General features: G+C 47.7%; 17 protein-coding genes. 8 read left to right on the top strand and 9 right to left on the bottom strand.

What is annotated here, in order from left to right; all coding sequences use genetic code 11:
* Nucleotides 1-10: 10 nt before the first annotated feature.
* Nucleotides 11-892, bottom strand: a complete 882-nt coding sequence (locus JC793_RS07845) for a LysR substrate-binding domain-containing protein (protein ID WP_218428100.1) — start codon at nt 890-892, stop codon at nt 11-13.
* A gap of 110 nt (nt 893-1,002) precedes the next feature.
* Between JC793_RS07845 and JC793_RS07840 the strand changes: the two genes are divergently transcribed.
* The 3 genes from JC793_RS07840 (at nt 1,003) to JC793_RS07830 (ending at nt 3,345) form a co-directional block, all read left to right on the top strand.
* Nucleotides 1,003-1,731 (top strand): sulfite exporter TauE/SafE family protein, encoded by a 729-nt coding sequence (locus JC793_RS07840; protein ID WP_218428098.1) that lies wholly within the window; start codon nt 1,003-1,005, stop codon nt 1,729-1,731.
* Between the two features lie 686 nt (nt 1,732-2,417).
* Nucleotides 2,418-2,963: a hypothetical protein gene (locus JC793_RS07835; protein WP_054426042.1), complete on the top strand. Its 546-nt coding sequence runs from the start codon at nt 2,418-2,420 to the stop codon at nt 2,961-2,963.
* A gap of 88 nt (nt 2,964-3,051) precedes the next feature.
* Entirely contained in the window at nt 3,052-3,345 is a 294-nt protein-coding gene (locus tag JC793_RS07830; protein ID WP_046892391.1) for a DUF1883 domain-containing protein, read from the top strand.
* A gap of 52 nt (nt 3,346-3,397) precedes the next feature.
* Here JC793_RS07830 and JC793_RS07825 read toward each other — a convergent pair whose 3' ends face one another.
* Nucleotides 3,398-4,024 carry a hypothetical protein gene (locus JC793_RS07825; protein ID WP_218428096.1) on the bottom strand — a complete coding sequence of 209 codons (627 nt, stop codon included), beginning with the start codon at nt 4,022-4,024 and terminating at the stop codon, nt 3,398-3,400.
* A 348-nt stretch (nt 4,025-4,372) separates the two neighbouring features.
* Between JC793_RS07825 and cycA the strand changes: the two genes are divergently transcribed.
* On the top strand, nt 4,373-5,770 hold the full coding sequence (gene cycA / locus JC793_RS07820) for a D-serine/D-alanine/glycine transporter (protein ID WP_218428095.1): 1,398 nt from the start codon (nt 4,373-4,375) through the stop codon (nt 5,768-5,770).
* Nucleotides 5,771-5,817: 47 nt separating this feature from the next.
* On the opposite strand, the gene putP is transcribed toward cycA, so the two are convergent.
* A complete protein-coding gene (putP, locus tag JC793_RS07815) occupies nt 5,818-7,305 on the bottom strand; it encodes a sodium/proline symporter PutP (protein WP_218428372.1) in 1,488 nt (495 codons plus the stop codon).
* Between the two features lie 526 nt (nt 7,306-7,831).
* On the opposite strand from putP, the gene putA reads away from it, so the two are divergent.
* Nucleotides 7,832-11,806, top strand: a complete 3,975-nt coding sequence (gene putA / locus JC793_RS07810) for a trifunctional transcriptional regulator/proline dehydrogenase/L-glutamate gamma-semialdehyde dehydrogenase (RefSeq protein ID WP_218428093.1) — start codon at nt 7,832-7,834, stop codon at nt 11,804-11,806.
* Nucleotides 11,807-11,920: 114 nt separating this feature from the next.
* Here putA and fliZ read toward each other — a convergent pair whose 3' ends face one another.
* From fliZ to JC793_RS07780, 6 genes are all read right to left on the bottom strand, one after another.
* Nucleotides 11,921-12,433 (bottom strand): flagella biosynthesis regulatory protein FliZ, encoded by a 513-nt coding sequence (fliZ, locus tag JC793_RS07805; RefSeq protein ID WP_004236794.1) that lies wholly within the window; start codon nt 12,431-12,433, stop codon nt 11,921-11,923.
* Nucleotides 12,434-12,489: 56 nt separating this feature from the next.
* Complete coding sequence (locus JC793_RS07800) at nt 12,490-13,212, bottom strand: RNA polymerase sigma factor FliA (protein ID WP_046892681.1); 723 nt, start codon at nt 13,210-13,212, stop codon at nt 12,490-12,492.
* 323 nt (nt 13,213-13,535) lie between these two features.
* Complete coding sequence (locus tag JC793_RS07795; RefSeq protein ID WP_218428091.1) at nt 13,536-14,672, bottom strand: FliC/FljB family flagellin; 1,137 nt, start codon at nt 14,670-14,672, stop codon at nt 13,536-13,538.
* Between the two features lie 229 nt (nt 14,673-14,901).
* Nucleotides 14,902-16,041: a FliC/FljB family flagellin gene (locus JC793_RS07790; protein ID WP_218428089.1), complete on the bottom strand. Its 1,140-nt coding sequence runs from the start codon at nt 16,039-16,041 to the stop codon at nt 14,902-14,904.
* 228 nt (nt 16,042-16,269) lie between these two features.
* Nucleotides 16,270-17,424 carry a FliC/FljB family flagellin gene (locus JC793_RS07785; protein ID WP_218428087.1) on the bottom strand — a complete coding sequence of 385 codons (1,155 nt, stop codon included), beginning with the start codon at nt 17,422-17,424 and terminating at the stop codon, nt 16,270-16,272.
* 228 nt (nt 17,425-17,652) lie between these two features.
* Nucleotides 17,653-18,798, bottom strand: coding sequence for a FliC/FljB family flagellin (locus tag JC793_RS07780; RefSeq protein ID WP_218428085.1), 1,146 nt, complete (start codon nt 18,796-18,798; stop codon nt 17,653-17,655).
* Nucleotides 18,799-19,127: 329 nt separating this feature from the next.
* Between JC793_RS07780 and fliD the strand changes: the two genes are divergently transcribed.
* From fliD to fliT, 3 genes are read left to right on the top strand one after another with little or no spacing between them, the layout of a single operon-like run.
* A complete protein-coding gene (gene fliD / locus JC793_RS07775) occupies nt 19,128-20,549 on the top strand; it encodes a flagellar filament capping protein FliD (RefSeq protein WP_218428083.1) in 1,422 nt (473 codons plus the stop codon).
* A 5-nt stretch (nt 20,550-20,554) separates the two neighbouring features.
* Complete coding sequence (gene fliS / locus JC793_RS07770) at nt 20,555-20,953, top strand: flagellar export chaperone FliS (RefSeq protein ID WP_218428081.1); 399 nt, start codon at nt 20,555-20,557, stop codon at nt 20,951-20,953.
* On the top strand, nt 20,943-21,332 hold the full coding sequence (gene fliT / locus JC793_RS07765; protein WP_218428079.1) for a flagellar protein FliT: 390 nt from the start codon (nt 20,943-20,945) through the stop codon (nt 21,330-21,332). Before fliS ends, fliT begins: the two co-directional genes overlap by 11 nt.
* The last annotated feature ends 34 nt before the right edge of the window (nt 21,333-21,366 follow it).

The following is a 21,366-nucleotide window of genomic DNA, read 5'->3' as shown; positions in this document are numbered from 1 at the left end:
AATACCTCCTTCAGCGGGCTGTATTTCCCTGACTGAAAAGCCAGGATTCAAATGCGTGATGAGCGGCGGATTTCTGAATTCCGGCCGGTGTCAGTGTGTAATAACAGAAAGGATCGGCGATAACTTCAGGGAAAACAATCTGAATTTCCCCTTTTTGCAGGCTGTACTGCAACATATTGCAGGGACCTGCAGCGAACCCCAGACCAGCTTTTATCGCCTCTGCTGTAACATAAAAATGGTCAAAGCGGCGGATAACAGCCTGCGGCCTCTGCTTAATTCCGGCAGCCCTGCACCAGCGCAGCCAGCTATCCGGCCGTGTCAGTGTTTCAATGCAGGGATACTGCATAACATCCTGCGGCGCTGATACCGGGTGACTTGCCACAAAATCCGGTGAGGCCAGAAGAACATGATGATCCCGGAAGAAAGGCGTGATATCCGCAGCCGGATCAATGCGTCGGCGAATCAGCAAATCATGGGCACTGCTGTTCTCCTGCTCCTCGCTGGTAGCGGAGTCAATTCGCAGATGAATATCCGGATGCATTTCATAAAATGAGCCAATGCGCGGCAGCAACCAATACATACAAAAGGAGGCCGGAACACTCACTCTGAGCGGATACCCGGCATTCCCGTTACGGTGGCGCAGCGCCACATCACTGACACCCTCCAGTGCCCGGGTTAATTCCTGTGCCAGAACCAGCGCATAGGGTGTCGGTGCACGCCGCGCACCTTTGCGCCGGAACAGAGTTACCCCGAACCAGGTTTCGGTAACCTGAATCTGCTTGCTGATAACACTGTGCGTCACATTCAGTTTTTCGGCCGCCTCTGTAAAACTGTCGCTCTGACAGGCGGCCAGGAATGCGCGCAATGCAGAAAGCGGTGGTAAATCCCGCATGGTGTTCCTCTTTTTATTCACAACCCGGTGAATTTTCGGCACAGCACCGGCTGCTGACTTTTATTACCCTGAATCACACTTAGCAACCAATTTCAGGAGCCGGATTAACTATGAGTTATCTCTTATTATCACTTGCCAGTATTATTGCAGGGCTTATCAGTGGTGTCACGGGCACCGGTTCATCCTTAATTTTGATTCCGGTGCTGACCGCCACACTCGGCGCAAAAGCTGCCGTGCCGGTGATGGCGATAGCGGCATTGCTCGGAAACATTTCACGGGTGTATCTGTGGCGGAAAAATATTAACTGGTCAGCCTTCCGCTGGTTCGGATTACCGGCACTCCCGGCAGTAATAGCCGGAGCCAACTCCCTGATTGTACTGCCGGAAGCGGGTCTGAATATCATTCTCGGCAGCTTTTTTCTGGTGCTTTGTCCCGTCCGCCACCTGCTGAAACATTATCAGTTCAGACTGCGTAAATCTCATTTGCTGTTCTGCGGGATGCTCACCGGTTTTCTGACCGGTCTGGTGTTTTCCACCGGTCCGCTGATGCTGCCGCTGCTCAGCGCTTACGGCTTATCCCCGGCACCACTACTGGCCACCGAGTCCGCCATTTCTTTTCTGCTGTATCTGACAAAGTCAGTAACATTTACGCAGCTCGGTATCCTCAGCCCGGATATTCTCTTATGTGGTTTTTTTACCGGCATTATGATCACGCTCGGTACTTTCGGTGGTAAACACATTGTCGCGGCTTTACCGGCAGTGCTTTATTCCCTCATTCTGGATAGTGTTTTGATTGTGGCGGGAGGCAGTTTAATAATCCGCGCAGTAATAACATATTAAATCATAATAAGTCATTAAGGTGAGATAAAAAATATCACTCCTTTCTGTTTATGACACCAGAAATGCAAATCTCCGGCCATCATAATAACATCAACAATTATGAGCCTCCTGGTAAATGCATTTATTTATAAACGTGATTTTACTGCACCTAACCTGGCCATGTTAGTCTTTTTTTCATGCATGCTTATTCTGCCAAACAGTAAAAATCGTTTTCAGTCATCACAGAAGGTACCATCATCCTGACACTTCCCCCTGAAATAGCTTGCCTTTCTGAATTAATGAACATTCATTAAACCGGGAGATAATTGAACCTGAAATAAATAATATCTGCGTCATTTTAATCTATAATCACTCCGTTCCCTTTCAGACCTATATTGATGAAAATAAATAATTCGTTACGTTTCATTTTACATTCAGGAAGATATCTGTTCTCTGCCGCTGTCATTTTATGTTCATGATTTCGGAAAAATAATAGTTATAACACCCATTGACTCATAAGATTATTCTGTAAAATATCAGAATTAATGAAATTTTATTACTCACTCATCCTGACCGGCCGATTCATTGTATTTTTGTTTAACCATACCCGCAGATACTCTCCCTGTTTTTCGTAAACATCCTAAATTTTCACTGTGACTCTTATGTTACAGTCAATACACGGTAAATATACAGGGAACCGTATTTCCATGAAGAATTGGATATTTTTAGCCTGGATGCTGAGTCTTCCGTTTACATCTTATGCTTATACTCATGAGCGCGCTCCGAAAGAGCAGGCCATGTCATACGTCATTAAATACTCGGGCAGTCAGACTGATGAGGGGAAAGAAAAAGCGCTTAATCAGTTTGATACACTGATCCGCCAGTACCCGGATGATATTGCACTGCGTCAGCTCTACAGCGATTTACTGATTGTGGATAACCGCTATGAAAAGGCAATCACTCAACTGAAAATTGTATATCAGAATACCGGAATTCCGTCACTGAAACTGATGGAGTGCATGTTAACCGAGCGCATTAAATTGCCTCATAATGTCTGTTACCGGGAAGTGATTTCTGTATTTGAACAGAGTGATATCCGTGATTTTGATTATCTTCTGGCGTTGTATCTGAGTGAATCTCCGGATTTCGAGCGGTATAAAGATCGCTGGCTGGAAACACATACATTATCGGAAGAACAGAAAAAAGTGATTGCATTACAGCCGCGTATGCTGGTTAATGCCTATTACCCTTAATATTATTTCTGCCGGATTATATTGCGTGATAATACGTAATTATCAGTAATCATTATTCTGCCGGAGCAATAAAAACAGGAGTGTTATCATGCCGTTTTTACATAAAAGAATGCACCTGACAGCAGGTGATACTGTAGTGGTGGATTGCGGTCGTTCATGCAATGTTTTAATGATGACCAAAATGAATTTTAATCAGTTCCGGAAAGGAATGCCGTTCCGTACCCATGGCGGCAGCGGTTTTTTTCATGAGCTTCCTGCCAGAATGGTGGTACCTTTTGATGCCGACTGGAATATTACGCTGGATATTGAAGATGGTGCGATGACTGTCGAACACGCCATTACCATCGAGCCGCACGCCGATAAAGCCATTGCCAAAAAATAACCGGGTGATACAGCAGTATTCCCCGCAGAGAATATGTGCTGCGGGGCGGTGTTTATAACGCCAGTAATTTATCCAGCCCTGCCGTTTTTTCTGAATGGCGGGAAACAAAACAGAGCTGATACCAGAGAGAACCACTTTCTGACTGTAATTTTTCCGTGTAAAACGCATTGGCGGATAATTCACGGATAAGCAGCCCGGTTTTGTAAAGTGTCACAACCATAACAAGTGCGGATAATGCCCCGGCCAGCGTGGTCAGGCTGAATACATCTGCCTCTGTCCGGATATACTGAACCAGCAGCAACACAATAAAGCCGGCCTGTGTAATACCTTTCACTATCAGCAGGCGAAAAAAAAAGTCTTTCATATTTTGCTCAAGCGCAAAACACGGATTTTTTAAAATCGCCCGCTCTTCTTTCACCGGTATACTGTAAACATACACTATCCAATGGCTGATATCATGACTGCGGGATACCAGCCCCTTCTCTTTTAAAGTATGTAAACGAAGGGATACCACCAGCTGCCAGACAATACCGTAAAATAACAACCAGAGCAGAAAAGCATTCATGCCCGAAAAACCGGTAAGTACAGCGAGTAATATAAAAAAGGCGGCTCTTCCTGAATAGAGCCAGTAAGGAACAACCTGGTAATTCATCGTCGTTCCCCGGGTTTTTTTGTCCATAAATACGATCCCTCAATAAAAAATACTCCTGTGATATATCGCCAGTATAACCGGAAAGCCCCCAAAATATACTATTCTGACCCGCAACCACAGATTTCCGTTTTCTTCTTAATGTTCCTGAAAAAAATGCCGTTTCTCTCCGCTATGTATACAGACACAATACTATTTTCACCCATAAAAAAACTAATGCGAAACAATAGCTGACAACCTATATTTACTATCAACCCCATGAATTTAACGGAAAATTTCGCGTTACTCATTCTGAGAAATGTGTCACACTATTCGCTGATAACACCATTTTTGAATGAATAAAAATAATGGTTATTTTTTAGCTTAACGGATTTGTTTATGGACGAAAAAACGCCTGCCACGCCGCCGCGCGGCGAACTCAAACGCAGTTTAACCAACCGGCATATCCAGCTGATTTCAATCAGCGGGGCAATCGGCACCGGGTTATTTATGGGCTCCGGTAAAACTATTTCGCTGGCAGGCCCTTCTGTATTATTTGTTTATATGATAATCGGGTTTGTGCTGTTCTTTGTTATGCGGGCAATGGGCGAGATCCTGCTGTCAAACCTGAATTATAAATCGTTCAGTGATTTTGCCGGTGATCTGATCGGCCCGTGGGCCGGTTTTTTTGTCGGCTGGACTTACTGGTTCTGCTGGGTTATCACCGGTATTGCCGATGTGGTGGCCATTACCGGATATATCATGCACTGGGCGCCTGATTTTCCGCGCTGGGTCAGTTCACTGCTCTGTATTCTGCTGCTGTTGTCTCTCAACCTGGCGACCGTTAAATTATTCGGCGAGATGGAATTCTGGTTCTCCATGATAAAAATTGTCGCGATTGTGGGGCTGATTGTCATCGGCGGTATCCTGATCGGCACACACTTTGTCTCACCGGAGGGGCATCAGGCAGCATTATCCAATATCTGGTCTGACGGCGGTATGTTCCCGAAAGGGATAATCGGGTTCTTTGCCGGATTCCAGATAGCGATCTTTGCCTTTGTCGGTATCGAGCTGGTGGGTACGGCCGCAGCGGAAACCCGCGACCCGGTAAAATCACTACCGCGTGCCATTAATGCGATTCCGTTCCGTATCATTGCATTCTATGTACTGGCTTTGATCATTATTATGTCTGTCACACCGTGGCGTTCAATCCCTGCGGATAAAAGCCCGTTTGTGGAACTGTTTATTATGATCGGGGTACCGGCGGCAGCCAGTCTGGTGAACTTTGTGGTGCTGACGGCTGCGGCATCCTCCGCAAACAGCGGTGTGTTTTCCACCAGCCGGATGCTGTTCGGATTAGCCAAACAAGGCAGTGCACCAAAACAGTTCTGCCGTCTGTCCAAACAGTCTGTACCGGCAACAGGGCTGATTTTTACCTGCATCTGTTTGTCTGTCGGGGTCATTCTGCTCTATTTTATTCCTGATGTGATGCATGTCTTTACCCTGGTAACGACGGTATCAGCGATCCTGTTTATGTTTATCTGGAGCATGATCCTGTACAGCTACATTATGTTCCGCCGCCGTCGTCCGGAGCTGCATGCCGCATCCGTCTATAAAGTACCGTTCGGCAGCTGGATACCGTGGGTTTGTCTGTCTTTCTTTGCTTTTGTGATTGTTCTTCTGACACTGGAAACTGATACCCGCCAGGCACTGATTGCCACACCGCTATGGTTTATCCTGCTGGCATTCGGTTACCGGAAAGTCAAAAAACATCGCCTTGCGGAAGCACAAAAATAATAAACAAAAAAATCCCGGCAACGCCGGGATTTTGTTTTCAGACTATGTTATTCCGTCCGTCCGAGGTAACGATCCTCTGCCTCAGAGAAACGCCCCTGAACAGATTTATCCGGCTCACGGCCTGTGAGGCTGACCACCACAATGGCAATACCTGCCAGAATAAAGCCCGGAATAATTTCATATAAATTAAACCACTTATATTCAATCCAGATAAGGACAGTAACCGCACCGGTGAACATTCCCGCCAGTGCGCCGTTACGGGTCATCCGCTTCCAGATAACAGAGAACAGGATCACCGGCCCGAATGCCGCACCGAACCCGGCCCATGCGTTACTGACCAGCCCCAGCACTTTGTTGTTTTTATCCATCGCAATGTAGATAGCAATCGCCGCAATCACCAGCACCATAATACGCCCGACCAGCACCATCTCTTTTTGTGAGGCATTTTTGCGGAAAAACGGCTTGTAGATATCTTCCGTCAGGGCGCTGGCACTGACCAGTAACTGACAGCTCAGGGTACTCATGACCGCTGCCAGAATGGCAGAGAGCAGAATACCGGCAATCCACGGATTAAATAAAATGGATGTCAGGCTCATAAAAATCCGCTCGCGGTTTTCAGTAACCGATCCCGCCAGTTCCGGATTCTGCTGGAAGAAAGCAATACCGAAGAAACCGACACAGATTGTCCCCGCGAGGCAGAGCACCATCCAGGTCATACTGATACGGCGTGCACTGCGGATGGTGTGATGAGAATCCGCTGCCATAAAGCGCGCCAGGATATGCGGCTGCCCGAAATAACCCAGTCCCCAGCCCAGCAGAGAGATAATCGCGACAATATCCAGCCCGCGGAACATATCCACATACGCCGGGCTTTTCGCCTCAATAATCGCCAGCGCAGTATCAAACCCGCCGACAGACGTAATCACCATAACAGGTGTCAGGATCAGGGCGAAAATCATCAGGGTGGCCTGTACGGTATCTGTCCAGCTTACCGCGAGGAACCCGCCGAGGAAGGTATACGCAATGGTTGCCCCTGCCCCGAGCCACATGGCTTTTTCATAACTGATGCCGAATGTGCTTTCAAACAGCAGCCCGCCGGCCACGATGCCGGACGCACAGTAAATGGTAAAGAAAATCAGGATCACGGCTGCAGAGACAATCCGCAGGATGCGGCTTTTGTCCTCAAAACGCTGCGTGAAGTAATCCGGCAGCGTCAGCGCATTATTGACTTCCGTCTGAAGACGCAGGCGTCCGGCAACAATCCGCCAGTTAAGCCAGGCGCCGATACACAGACCGATGGCAATCCAGGATTCGGAAATGCCGGAGAAAAAAACCACTCCGGGTAATCCCATCAGCAGCCAGCCGCTCATATCAGAGGCACCGGCGGATAATGCCGTCACAAAACTGCCCATCCGGCGGCCGCCGAGAATATAGTCGTCGAAGTTATTGGTGGAGCGGTAGGCCATATAGCCGATGAACAGCATCCCGGCGATATAGACAATAAATGTCACAATCAGCGGTGTGGTCAGCGTCATTGTCATAATTAAGTTCCTGTACTGAATTTATAGTCCGTCATGTATCAGCATTGCGTGTACCAATCGCTGTACAGGATGTGCGCGCACCAGTGTCACAGTGTTGCACACCGCCTCAGCCATCCCTGGTCTGCACAGACAATGCCCCGTTAATTATCATTATTTGTTAAATCTGTGATGAGTTGTGTTCAGCCAGATAGTAACGACAACAACAATAAAACAACAATTAATTAACGATATTAAAGTGAAAATTTGTGATTTTTATCACGGGATGTATTATCGGAAAGTGATGCAGTTAATCACTTGTTCTGATTATTATACGCCTTAAAATCGGTAATATACTATTGTTATATAATGGTTTTATTTTAACCAGTACGGTTTATTAATTAATCATTTTCTCCGATCAGTATAAAACAGCGACATTATTCACACTTTATGCATCTCGTTATTTAACAATGTTGCACAAAGTTGCAACCTCATAGATATTAATGTGCAACGCATGACCTGTTGCCGTTTATGAGGAGTGAACATGGTGAGTACCACAATGGGCGTCAGACTGGATGAGGAAACCCGTGAGCGGATCAAAGCTGCGGCACAAAAAATCGATCGCACGCCACACTGGCTGATCAGACAGGCTATTTTTGATTATCTGACTCAGCTCGATTCTTTGCCGGACGGCACACTGCCCGCTGCCGGTGTTTCTTCCGCACCGGAAGATGAAACCGCGCCGGCTGAGCCGCCGGTCAGCCGCCAGCCGTTTCTGGCATTTGCCGGTGACATTCTGCCGCAATCTGTTACCCGTGCGGCTATCACATCCGCCTACCGTATTCCGGAACCGGAAGCTGTGGCCATGTTGCTGCCGCAGGCTCAACTCTCCCCGGAGGCTGCGCAGGCAACCCACAAGCTGGCTTACGGGCTGGCAGAAAAACTGCGTAATCAGAAAAACAGCAGCGGACGTGCCGGGCTGGTCCAGGGGCTGCTTCAGGAATTTTCCCTCTCCTCTCAGGAGGGGATCGCACTGATGTGTCTGGCGGAAGCGCTGCTGCGTATTCCGGATAAAGCCACCCGCGATGTGCTGATCCGCGATAAAATCAGCCACGGTGACTGGAATTCCCACCTCGGCCAGAGCAAATCCATGTTTGTCAATGCGGCCACATGGGGCCTGCTGTTCACCGGTAAACTGGTTTCCACCCATAATGAAGCAGGACTGAGCCGCTCACTGAACCGCATCCTGGGCAAAAGTGGTGAGCCGCTGGTGCGTAAAGGTGTGGATATGGCGATGCGACTGATGGGTGAACAGTTTGTCACCGGTGAAACCATCGCCCGCGCACTGGCAAATGCCCGCAAAAATGAAGCCAAAGGTTTCCGTTATTCCTACGATATGCTGGGGGAAGCAGCACTGACAGAGGCCGATGCGCAGGCTTATCTGGTTTCTTATCAGCAGGCGATTCACGCCATCGGCAAAGCTTCCGCCGGACGCGGTATTTATGAAGGGCCGGGAATTTCCATCAAACTGTCCGCCCTGCATCCGCGCTACAGCCGTGCGCAATATGATCGTGTCATGTCTGAACTTTATCCGATCCTGCGTGACCTGGTGGTGATGGCTCGTCAGTACGACATCGGCATTAATATTGATGCGGAAGAAGCCGACCGCCTGGAAATCTCCCTCGATTTACTGGAAAAACTCTGTTTTGACCCGCAGCTTGCAGGCTGGAACGGTATCGGTTTTGTGATCCAGGCCTACCAGAAACGCTGCCCGGTGGTGGTGGATTACCTGATAGATCTGGCGTCGCGCAGCCACCGCCGCCTGATGATCAGGCTGGTAAAAGGCGCTTACTGGGACAGCGAAGTCAAACGCGCCCAGGTGGACGGGCTGGAAGGCTATCCGGTTTATACACGCAAAGTTTATACGGATATCTCCTACCTCGCCTGTGCCCGTAAGCTGTTGTCAGTACCGAATCTGATTTATCCGCAGTTTGCCACCCACAACGCCCACACGTTATCGGCCATTTATCAGCTGGCGGGCAATAACTATTATCCCGGCCAGTATGAATTTCAGTGCCTGCACGGCATGGGCGAACCGCTGTACGAGCAGGTGGTCGGCAAAGTGGCGGACGGTAAACTGAACCGGCCGTGCCGTGTGTATGCGCCTGTCGGCACCCATGAAACACTGCTGGCCTATCTGGTACGCCGCCTGCTGGAAAACGGCGCAAATACCTCCTTTGTAAACCGGATCGCCGACGGCACTATTCCGCTGGAAATGCTGGTGGAAGACCCGGTTACCGCTGTTCAGGCGATGGCAGCCAAAGAAGGCGCGGTCGGTCTGCCGCATCCGAAAATTCCGCTGCCGCGTAATCTGTACGGCAGCTCACGGGTCAATGCCGCAGGTTTAGATCTGAGTAATGAACACCGCCTGGCGTCACTGTCGAGCGCCCTGCTCAGTCACGCCGGTGATAACCTGCTCAGTGAACCGCTGATCGGCGGGACATTCACATCCGCCGCACCGGCAGACACACAACCGGTGAGAAACCCGGCAGATCATCACGATATCGTCGGGCAGGTTCGTCCGGCGGCGGAAGATGAAGTGAATCATGCACTTGCCACCGCATCTGATGCCGCAGAGATCTGGTTTGCCACACCGCCGCAGGATCGGGCAGAGATCCTTATCCGTGCCGCACAACTGATGGAAGCACAGTTACAGCCGTTGCTCGGGCTCCTGGTGCGTGAGGCCGGTAAAACCTTTGCCAATGCTATTGCCGAAGTCCGTGAAGCCGTTGATTTCCTGAATTATTATGCCGCACAGGTGAAAACGCATTTTGCCGGTGATACACATCGTCCGCTGGGACCGGTCGTCTGTATCAGCCCGTGGAACTTCCCGCTGGCGATATTCACCGGCCAGGTTGCCGCTGCCCTCGCAGCCGGAAACCCGGTACTGGCAAAACCGGCGGAACAAACCCCGCTGGTGGCATCCGTCGCCGTTTCACTGCTGCATGACGCCGGTGTACCGCACGATGTCCTGCAACTGCTGCCGGGAGACGGCGAAACCGTCGGTAACCAGCTGGTGTGTGATCCGCGTGTTCAGGGTGTGATGTTTACCGGCTCCACCGCGGTCGCAAAAATTTTACAGCGCAATCTCGCCGCCCGTCTGAGCAGCGAAGGCCGGGTCATTCCGCTGATCGCCGAAACCGGTGGTCTGAATGCGATGGTAGTGGATTCCTCCGCCCTGACAGAACAGGTGGTGACGGATGTGGTCAGTTCGGCCTTTGACAGTGCGGGACAACGCTGTTCAGCGCTGCGCCTGCTCTGTATTCAGGAGGATGTGGCTGATCGCACCATTGAAATGCTGAAAGGCGCGATGGCAGAATGCCGCCTCGGCAACCCGGATGTGCTGGCTACCGATATCGGCCCGGTGATTGATGAAGAGGCCCATAACGGTATTCGTCAGCATATTCAGCAGATGCGCGGCAAAGGCAGACCGGTGTATCAGTCTGCTTTCGGTATGGATGCCGGTGCGCCGGAGCTCCTTAACGGCACCTTTATCCCGCCGACACTGATTGAGCTGGATGATGTGTCTGAACTGACACGGGAAATTTTCGGCCCGGTGCTGCATGTGGTCCGTTACCCGCGCGACACCCTGCCGGAACTGGCGGAGAAAATTAACGCCGCCGGTTACGGGCTGACATTCGGTATCCACACCCGTATCGACGAAACCATTGCACAACTGACGCAACAGGTTGAAGCCGGTAATATTTATGTTAACCGCAACATTGTCGGCGCAGTGGTCGGGGTTCAGCCATTCGGCGGCGAAGGGCTTTCCGGCACCGGTCCGAAAGCCGGCGGACCGCTTTATCTCCATCGTCTGCTGGCGGAACAGCCTGATGATTCAGTGGTGACGCTTCTGGCAGAGCAGGATGATCGCAATCCGCCGGATGTGACAGTGCGGACTCAGTTGCTGGCGCCGTTTAATGCATTCCTTGCCTGGCTGGAGGCGCAGCGCCGCCACGATGTGCTGACCGCGGTCAGCCGTTACGGTGAATTATCACAGGCCGGAACCTGCCGTCTGCTGCCGGGACCGACCGGGGAGCGCAACAGTTACTATCTGCTGCCGCGCGGAACCATTCTCGGCCTGAATGATTCAGAACAGGATGCCCTGCTGCAACTGGGTGCCACGCTGGCATCAGGTTGTCGTCAGCTCTGGCCTGCGGCGGAACACACCCGTTCACTGTATAATGCACTGCCGGACAGTGTCCGTGCGCAAATCACCCTGACGGAAGACTGGTCAGCGGAGACGGTGGTCTTTAACGGTGTGATTTTCCACGGTGACAGCGACCACTTACAGGCGCTGAACCATACTGTTGCCGCACGCAGCGGGGAAATTGTGCCGGTCGCGGGTCTCAGTCACGGTGACACAAACATTCCGCTGATGCTGTTACTGCATGAGCGTGCTGTCAGTGTGAATACGGCTGCGGCGGGCGGAAATGCCAGCCTGATGACTATCGGCTGATGACTATCGGCTGATGACTATCGGCTGATAATCACAGGGTCTTAAAACGGAAAAAGGGAACGAAAGTTCCCTTTGTTTTATCAGTAAATGATAAAAGGTGGTCTGACAGAAAAATCAGTGCTTGCCCTGCCAGTCAAGATACTGTTCGTACTTGCGCAGTGCAATATTGTAGTTGCTCAGTGCTGAGTCCGATAAATCTTCACTCAGCTGTGCCTGGATAATTTCAGTGGAAAATTCCGTGGTCGCCGGGAAAGCTTTGGAGGACAGCAGCTCATCGAGACGGCGCAGACGGACAACATATTCACGCACGGTGCTGTGGCTCATTTCCGTTTCTTCAAACAGATACTGTTTGAATGCCATGATATCGAAATAATCGGTTGCACTGTTGCAGTAGATCTCGCTGCAAAAACGGCAGAGTGCCACAAATTTGTCCTGTAAGCCCATCCAGGTGGTGTCATCGATCATATCTGTCATTTCAGAAATAGCTTCTTTATTGATCAGCTGACCGTTGAAAACCAGAGAGATGCGATCGAGGGTTTTGTGGCAATGACTGCAGTGAGTCTGACTGTGTTTGAAATCTTTAATGTAACGGCTTACGGGCCGTTTCTTTTGTTTTGAAACAGACATATTCTGGCGCCTTGTGTAGTCTAGTCTAATAAAATAAATCAAAGATAAAGTCAAAGTTACTTCATGGATTTTAAGCGCGCCCGCAGCCTTTTGATTGCCTGGCTGTGTAACTGGCTGACGCGGGATTCCCCCACTTCCAGCACTGCGCCTATCTCCTTAAGGTTCAGCTCTTCCTGATAGTAAAGAGTCAGAACCAGTTTTTCACGTTCAGGCAGTTGTTTTATCGCCTCAACCACCTGGTGACGCAAACTCTCGTCTACCAACAAACCGAGCGGGTTGCCCCCGTCATCATCATCACGGACGGGTTCGCAGCTCTCACCGTGGATTTCATGCCACTCATCGTAAGAAAACAGCTGGCTGTTGTTGGTATCGGTCAACACCTGACGGTATTCCGCGATATCCATCTGTAACGAATCAGCGATTTCCTGCTCAGTGGCTGCGCGCCCCAGAGACTGCTCGAGCGCACGCACGGCTTTGGTTATTTCCCGCGCCTGACGGCGCACACTGCGGGGAGCCCAGTCTCTCCCCCGCAATTCATCCAGCATTGCCCCGCGGACCCGTTGTACCGCATAGGTTGCAAAGGTCGCCCCCTGCATGGCGTCAAAACGTTCAACCGCATGCAGCAAGCCGATACCCCCGGCCTGAATTAAGTCGTCAATATCAACGCTTGCCGGTAATCTTACCTGCAATTTCAGGGCTTCGTGCCGGATAAGGGGATAATAACGCTCCCACAGGCTATTTTTGTTGATAACACCTTCGGCGGTATACAAATCACTCACAACCTGAAACACCCTTCGAGATTCATGAAAGGCTTTTATTATCGTGCCCGAAAAAGATTTCAATCCGGTGAGTAGTGAGGTAAATCACGCCTTATTTGCCTTATCCTAAATCACCTCATTAACAAATAGCAATACTCTCTTTCATTTTTATCATATATTTTGCAAAATTCCGGTTATTTTATATGACAAAAAGAAAAATAGGCGTTCATTAATAGAATAAAAAAACAAATAGTTAGAATATTATTTGTTCTGTTATGGGTAACATCTATAAAAAAAGGTCAGAATATTCTGACCTTTTAAATACCTTAAAGCAACTACGTAAATTAACGTAACAGACTCAGAACACCCTGTGGAACCTGGTTTGCCTGTGCCAGAACAGCGGTACCCGCCTGCTGCAGGATCTGACCACGGCTCATGTTAGACACTTCTGTTGCGAAGTCAGCATCCTGGATACGGCTGCGTGCTGCGCTCAGGTTGTTAACAGAGTTGTTCAGGTTGTTAATGGTAGACTGCATACGGTTCTGGATAGCACCCAGTGAAGAACGGAATGAGTCAACAGTTTTCAGTGCGTCATCCAGTGCTGTTAATGGATTTTTGTTAGAGTCATCCATTGTGCGGCCGGTAGCTGCAGTTGCAGTTACATCAATTGTTGCTTTATCATTTACGGTCGCATCAGGTGTACTGCCTGACTGACCCTTTGTAACACTAGCTTCCAGATGTTTAACTGTACCATCTTTATCTGTAGTTTTAATGACCAGCTTGCTGGCATCAACTTTACCATCAGCATCTACTGCCTGCAGAACTTCATAAGAAGCAAAGTCGCCGGCCTTAACTTTTGCATCTAATGCACTGGTATCCAGTTGTTGCACAACATCAGCATTAGCAGTATTTTTTACAGTAACAGCGCTTGCTGAACTACCGAATTCTTTAACGGTCAGATCAAACTTGTCCAGACCTAATGTACCACGGTCAATTTTCTGCAGTTCGATATCAATTTTCTCACCATCATTAGCACCAACCTGAATAGTCATTTTGGTATTTTGGCTCAGAACTTTCACACCGTTAAACTGAGTTTGTTCAGAGATACGGTTGATCTCATCCATACGCATTTTAACTTCGTCCTGGATAGACTTGGTATCAGACTCTGAGTTAGAACCGGTTTTCGCCTGAACAGTCAGTTCACGGATACGCTGTAAGTTATCGTTGATTTCGTTAACAGCACCTTCAGCGGTCTGTGCGATAGAGATACCGTCATTGGCATTACGCGCTGCCTGAGTAAGACCACGTACGTTAGCGGTGAAACGGTTAGCGATTGCCTGGCCTGCAGCATCGTCTTTTGCACTGTTGATACGTGAACCTGAAGACAGACGTTCGATGGCTGTACCCAGTACGCCCTGTGAACGGTTTAAGTTGTTCTGAGTAGTCAGAGACAGAATGTTAGTATTGATAACCTGTGCCATGATATATGTCCTTGTTATTGAAAATAATAAACAGCGTTTATCTGTTTGGCTTTCTGATTTTCGCCAGCAATAACACTATCGGCACCCTGAGAGGCCACTTTAGGTTTTTTAGTAAATAATTTTATAAAATCGTCGCCAAAATCATTTTCTCAGACATAAAAAAAGCCGGAACAGAGGTTCCGGCAACATCATAAAACAGAGGAATTTATTGATTTATAAAGTTATATTATCAGCCACGCAGCAGGCTCATCACATTGTTAGGGATGGCATTTGCCTGCGCCAGTACCGCTGTACCTGCCTGCTGCAGAATATTGCCGCGGCTCATATTGGATACCTCGGTCGCGAAATCTGCATCCTGGATACGGCTGCGGGCAGAACTCAGGTTATTCACGGAGTTGTTCAGGTTGTTAATGGTGGACTGCATACGGTTCTGGAACGCACCCAGCTGGCTGCGCTGTGTATCCACTTTCGATAATGCTTTATCTAAAGTTCCCAGCGGGCTTCTGTCATCAAGCACTTTCTGGTCAGCGGCATCTAATGCTGCAATATTTTCAATTTTCAGTTCTGCGGCATCTGTTGCCGTTGCTTTCTTTACAGAGACCTCCGCTTTTAACGTGACATCTTTACCGTCAACTTTACCCTGAATATAGACTTTGGTTTTGTCCACCGTACCATCAGCGGCCACCTGGTAAGACACTTTCGCCCCTTCGACAGCTTTACCACCAAACTGAATACCCTTCAGGGCGTCTTCTGCAACCTTTTGTGCATCCTTTTCAGTACCGGCTCCTTGCAGGTCAGCCACAAAATCTCTTGCTGACAGCGTTGGCCCGAATCTAGACGCTGAAATATCCAGTTTATCCAGACCCAGCGCTTCACGATCCACTTTCTTCAGATCAATATCAATCGTTTCGCCGTCATTGGTGCCGACCTGGAATGTCATTTTATTATCGCCGGACAGCACTTTAATGCCGTTAAACTGTGTCTGTTCAGAAATTCGGTCAATCTCTTTCATACGCTGATCAACTTCTTCTTTAATAGAGCTGATATCGCTTTCCGAGTTGGTGCCGTTTTGTGCCTGTACGGTCAGTTCACGAATACGCTGGATATTGTCATTAATCTCATTAACTGCGCCCTCTGTTACCTGCGCCAGAGAAATACCGTCGCTGGCATTACGGGACGCCTGGGTCAGACCTTTGACATTAGCGGTAAAACGGTTGGCAATCGCCTGACCTGCCGCATCATCTTTTGCGCTGTTGATACGGGAGCCGGAAGAGAGGCGCTCAATCGCCGTGCCTAACGCACCCTGTGAGCGGTTTAAATTATTCTGGGTAACCAGTGACAGAACATTAGTATTAATAACTTGTGCCATAATGATATTTCCTTTTTTTGTTTAAAATAATGTGAATTATTTTTCTGCTGCTGCAGTGAGGTAATACTGTTAACGGGAAATAATTCACTTTATTTACAGACAAAAAGACGCCATCTTATTGATATACGGCGTTTTATCCCGATAAATACCAAGCACAAAAAAACCGGAACACGGGGCTCCGGCCAAATCATAAAACAGAGGAATTTATTAATTTATAAACGGATATTATCAGCCGCGCAGCAGGCTCATCACATTGTTAGGGATGGCATTTGCCTGCGCCAGTACCGCTGTACCGGCCTGCTGCAGAATATTGCCGCGGCTCATATTGGATACCTCGGTCGCGAAATCTGCATCCTGGATACGGCTGCGGGCTGAACTCAGGTTATTCACGGAGTTGTTCAGGTTGTTAATAGTGGACTGCATACGGTTCTGGAACGCACCCAGCTGGCTGCGCTGACTGTCGATTTTTGACAGTGCTTTATCCAGTGTGTCCAGCGGAGCTTTCGGTGCTTTGGTACCATTGGCAAGGACTTCTACCTCTTTATTGGTTGCTTTAAACTGTGCAGTGACGTCACTTCCCACTTTTTCAGTTTTATCCAGTGTCACTTCCAGTTTGACGTCTTTACCGTTAGCTGAGCCATCATCAACTTTACCGACAACATAATATTTACCCTGAACAACCTGACCATTCTCATCTTTCACTGCGTGTATATCACCAGCAGCGGGAGCCGTCCCTTTCCACTGCATCCCGGCAGGTGCTTCCACCGTGGCTTTTGCTGCCGGTGCATTGGTGCTGTCCTTAAAATTATTGAGATCAATCGTACCACCATCCCATACATAATTCTTAGAGACTGCCGCGATATCCAGCCCATCCAGACCCAGCGCTTCACGATCCACTTTCTTCAGATCAATATCAATCGTTTCGCCGTCATTGGTGCCGACCTGGAATGTCATTTTATTATCGCCTGACAGCACTTTAATGCCGTTAAACTGTGTCTGTTCAGAAATACGGTCAATCTCTTTCATGCGCTGATCAACTTCTTCTTTAATCGAGTTAATATCGCTTTCCGAGTTGGTGCCGTTTTGTGCCTGTACCGTCAGCTCACGGATACGCTGGATATTATCATTGATTTCATTGACCGCGCCTTCGGTAACCTGCGCCAGGGAAATACCGTCGCTGGCATTACGGGAAGCCTGGGTCAGACCTTTGACATTGGCGGTAAAACGGTTGGCAATCGCCTGGCCTGCCGCATCATCTTTTGCGCTATTGATACGGGAGCCGGAAGAGAGGCGTTCAATCGCTGTGCCTAACGCGCCCTGTGAGCGGTTTAAATTATTCTGGGTAACCAGTGACAGAACATTAGTATTAATAACTTGTGCCATAATGATATTTCCTTTTTTTGTTTAAAATAATGTGAATTATTTTTCTGCTGCTGCAGTGAGGTAATACTGTTAACGGGAAATAATTCACTTTATTTACAGACAAAAAGACGCCATCTTATTGATATCCGGCGTTTTATTACGATAAATACCAAGCACGAAAAAACCGGAACACGGGGTTCCGGCCAAATCATAAAACAGAGGAATTTATTAATTTATAAACGGATATTATCAGCCGCGCAGCAGACTCATCACATTGTTAGGAATGGCATTTGCCTGCGCCAGTACCGCTGTACCTGCCTGCTGCAGAATATTGCCGCGGCTCATATTAGACACTTCGACAGCAAAGTCTGCATCCTGGATACGGCTGCGCGCTGAACTCAGGTTATTCACGGAGTTGTTCAGGTTGTTAATGGTGGACTGCATACGGTTCTGGAACGCACCCAGCTGGCTGCGCTGTGTATCCACTTTCGATAATGCTTTGTCCAGTGTACTTAGCGGACCTTTATCATCGAGTACTTTTTGGTCAGCAGCGCTTAATTCAGCTACACCGGTAAATTCCAGCTTTGCTGCTTGTGATGCACCAGAATCAGCCGCTGTTGCAGTCACACCTGCTTTTAGTATGACATCTTTACCATCGACCTGACCCCGGATATAGACATTTTTCTTATCAACCGAACCATCCGCATTCGTCTGGTAAGAAATTTTCACATCTGTAACATCTTTTGAGCCTAATTTAATTTCTTTTATTCCATCCTCAGCAGCTTTTAGTGCATCAGCATCATTACCATCACCTATAATGTCTGAGACGAAATCGCTTGCTGACAGCGTAGCTCCGAATTTAGACGCTGAGATATCCAGTTTATCCAGACCCAGCGCTTCACGATCCACTTTCTTCAGATCAATATCAATCGTTTCGCCGTCATTGGTGCCGACCTGGAATGTCATTTTATTATCGCCTGACAGCACTTTAATGCCGTTAAACTGTGTCTGTTCAGAAATTCGGTCAATCTCTTTCATGCGCTGATCAACTTCTTCTTTAATCGAGTTAATATCGCTTTCAGAGTTGGTGCCGTTTTGTGCCTGTACGGTCAGCTCACGGATACGCTGAATATTATCATTGATTTCATTGACCGCGCCTTCGGTGACCTGCGCCAGGGAAATACCGTCGCTGGCATTACGGGAAGCCTGGGTCAGACCTTTGACATTGGCGGTAAAACGGTTGGCGATCGCCTGACCGGCGGCATCATCTTTTGCGCTGTTGATACGGGAGCCGGAAGAGAGGCGTTCAATCGCTGTGCCTAACGCACCCTGTGAGCGATTTAAATTATTCTGGGTAACCAGTGACAGAACATTGGTATTAATAACTTGTGCCATAATGATATTTCCTTTTTTTGTATAAAATAATGTGAATTATTTTTCTGCTGCCGCAATGAGGTAACACTGTTAACGGTAAATAATTCGCCTTATTGACATACAAAAGGCCGCAATATTATCAAAATAAAGCATTTTGATTCAAAAAATCATTTTTGAACATTTAAGGGCTGTTTGTCATTATGCTGTCTCTTTTTGCTTCTTAACCTTAATGGTGACAATAACCGCCCTTTCTCTGCGTAACTCCACCCATCATTTTTTGTCGTTAACGCTAAAATTCTTCCGCTGCCAACCGATAACTATGTAAAACCAATTAAATTCAGGAGAAGTACATGGCAGGCATAGCAACGTTAGGAATCGGCGCGGGGATGGATCTCAATTCACAGCTGGATATGCTGGAGAAAGCAGAAATGCGCCGTCTGGAACCATTAACCGCCCAGAAAACAGCATGCGATGCTCAGATTAGTGCATTCGGAAAATTACAGGCAGCACTGGAAAAATTAAAATCGGCTGCAGAGGGTCTGAAGAAATACGACGATATCAGTACAACCAAAGTCAGCGGTGAATATAAAAGCTTTGATGTAACTACTGACGGTAAAGCGGTACCTGGTGTCTATGATGTAAAAGTGGATCAGTTAGCCAAATCCCAGACTATTGCCACAAAGGGTCAGGACAGTAATAAAACACCGCTGGGCGACGGAAGTTCTGAACGCACCATCACCATTACCCAGGGTGACGGAAGTGATCCGAAAAAAACCTTTACTATAAAACTATCCCAGGATCGTACTTCATTAATTGAAATCGCCGATGCAATTAATAAAGCGGACAAAGGGGTAACAGCAGCAGTCATTAAAACCGCGGATGGCAAGTATGTACTGTCGATGTCATCAAAAACCGAAGGTACTGAAAGCCGGATTTCAGTCAGCGTACAGGGAGACGACAAATTAAACAATGTCCTGTGTGTTAAATATGATAGTAACGGTAAATTAGACACCACTCAAAGTGCAATGGTCGAGAAGGTCCCGCCGCAAAATTCAAAATTTTCCATTAATGGTTTTGATTTTGAAGAGCAAACCAACACAATTAAAGATAAATTTCCGGGTTTAACACTGACCCTGAAGAAAAAAAGTGAAAACGGAGAAGCCGAACATTTATCTGTTACTGCTGACAGCGAACCGGCAAAAAAGAAAATTAAAGAATGGGTGGATGCTTATAATGAATATCAGAAACTCTGTAAAGATCTGACCAAATATACCCAGACAGAAAAAGGCCAGGCTGCTGATAAAACAAACGGCCCGTTAATTGGTGATTCAACCATACGCGGTATTCAGAACACCATCCGTGCACAAATCAGAACACCAAATGGTAATGGCGATCCTAATACCATGAACAAAATGGGTATCAAACAAAAATCAGATGGTACCCTGGAAATTGATGACAAAGTTCTGGATAAGGCACTGAAAGAAAATGGCTCCAGTGTAAAAGAGTTCTTTGCCGGTGACGGAAAAGAAACCGGTTTTGCCACCGAAAACTTCAATTATCTGAAAAAGACATTAGACAGCCGCGAAGGTACGATTCATAACGCAACCGACGGTCTGGAGAAGAAGAAAAAAGGTATCGATAAACGTATTGAACAAACCACCAAGCAGATTGAAAACACCATGGATCTGTATCGCCGTCAGTTCCAGAATCTGGACAAAATGATGAACTCCCTGAGTGGCACCACACAAGCACTCGGCAGAATGTTAGGTTAAAAATAATGTATCAGCGCAAGGCAAATCAGGCTTATCAACAGGTTAATCTTGAAAGTGAAATTACCAATGCCTCGCCTTATCAGTTGATCCGGATTTTGTTTAACGGGGCGCTCAGCGCCCTTCGCCGCAGCGAAATCTTTATGGAGCAAAATGATATTGCCGCCAAGGGTAATGAGTTATCAAAGGCCATTAATATTATTGATAATGGTCTGAAACAGGTTCTGGATTATGACGCCGGCGGTGAGCTGGCTCATAATCTGGCCTCTCTGTATGACTATATGATTATGCGGTTACTCAACGCAAATATCGAAAATAACGTGGCCTACGTAAAAGAGGTCTATCAACTGCTCTCCGATCTCGCGGCAACATGGCAACAAATCGGGGCAAATGTGGATGAAAGATAATCAGGTGAGTATTCAAACAACCATCAATTTACACGATATATACCAACATGTACTGACACTGAGTGAAGAACTCGTTACCCTGGCTAAAAACAGTGAGTGGGATGATTTAATTTCCCGTGAAACTGATTATGTTTGCGCGGTTGAACACCTGACACAGTTATCTCATGAACTGGAAAAAGAACAACCGGTTACCGGCGAGCTGGTAGAAATACTGCAGGCTATTATTGAAAATGAACGGGTAACAAAAATCTATTTGCAGGATCACCTCAACTTTCTGAGTAAAGAAATAAAACAGCTTGACCAACAACGGGTGATTAATAAAAGTTACGGGCAATTCAGTGACCCGGATTATGCTATTCATGTTAAACCAGTGGAATAAGTTTTTTTGATCAGCGCAATGTCTTAAAATAATG

The organism is Morganella morganii, from assembly GCF_019242955.1.
GTDB lineage: Bacteria > Pseudomonadota > Gammaproteobacteria > Enterobacterales > Enterobacteriaceae > Morganella > Morganella sibonii.
Note: the sequence above shows the minus strand (reverse complement) of the source record. Positions and strands in the feature narration are given on the sequence as shown.

Coding starts and splice junctions, on each gene's coding strand:
- JC793_RS07845 (WP_218428100.1), bottom strand. CDS start 892: ATGCGGGATTTACCACCGCTTTCTGCATTGCGCGCATTCCTGGCCGCC.
- JC793_RS07840 (WP_218428098.1), top strand. CDS start 1,003: ATGAGTTATCTCTTATTATCACTTGCCAGTATTATTGCAGGGCTTATC.
- JC793_RS07835 (WP_054426042.1), top strand. CDS start 2,418: ATGAAGAATTGGATATTTTTAGCCTGGATGCTGAGTCTTCCGTTTACA.
- JC793_RS07830 (WP_046892391.1), top strand. CDS start 3,052: ATGCCGTTTTTACATAAAAGAATGCACCTGACAGCAGGTGATACTGTA.
- JC793_RS07825 (WP_218428096.1), bottom strand. CDS start 4,024: ATGGACAAAAAAACCCGGGGAACGACGATGAATTACCAGGTTGTTCCT.
- cycA (WP_218428095.1), top strand. CDS start 4,373: ATGGACGAAAAAACGCCTGCCACGCCGCCGCGCGGCGAACTCAAACGC.
- putP (WP_218428372.1), bottom strand. CDS start 7,305: ATGACGCTGACCACACCGCTGATTGTGACATTTATTGTCTATATCGCC.
- putA (WP_218428093.1), top strand. CDS start 7,832: ATGGTGAGTACCACAATGGGCGTCAGACTGGATGAGGAAACCCGTGAG.
- fliZ (WP_004236794.1), bottom strand. CDS start 12,433: ATGTCTGTTTCAAAACAAAAGAAACGGCCCGTAAGCCGTTACATTAAA.
- JC793_RS07795 (WP_218428091.1), bottom strand. CDS start 14,672: ATGGCACAGGTTATCAATACTAACATTCTGTCTCTGACTACTCAGAAC.
- JC793_RS07790 (WP_218428089.1), bottom strand. CDS start 16,041: ATGGCACAAGTTATTAATACTAATGTTCTGTCACTGGTTACCCAGAAT.
- JC793_RS07785 (WP_218428087.1), bottom strand. CDS start 17,424: ATGGCACAAGTTATTAATACTAATGTTCTGTCACTGGTTACCCAGAAT.
- JC793_RS07780 (WP_218428085.1), bottom strand. CDS start 18,798: ATGGCACAAGTTATTAATACCAATGTTCTGTCACTGGTTACCCAGAAT.
- fliD (WP_218428083.1), top strand. CDS start 19,128: ATGGCAGGCATAGCAACGTTAGGAATCGGCGCGGGGATGGATCTCAAT.
- fliS (WP_218428081.1), top strand. CDS start 20,555: ATGTATCAGCGCAAGGCAAATCAGGCTTATCAACAGGTTAATCTTGAA.
- fliT (WP_218428079.1), top strand. CDS start 20,943: ATGAAAGATAATCAGGTGAGTATTCAAACAACCATCAATTTACACGAT.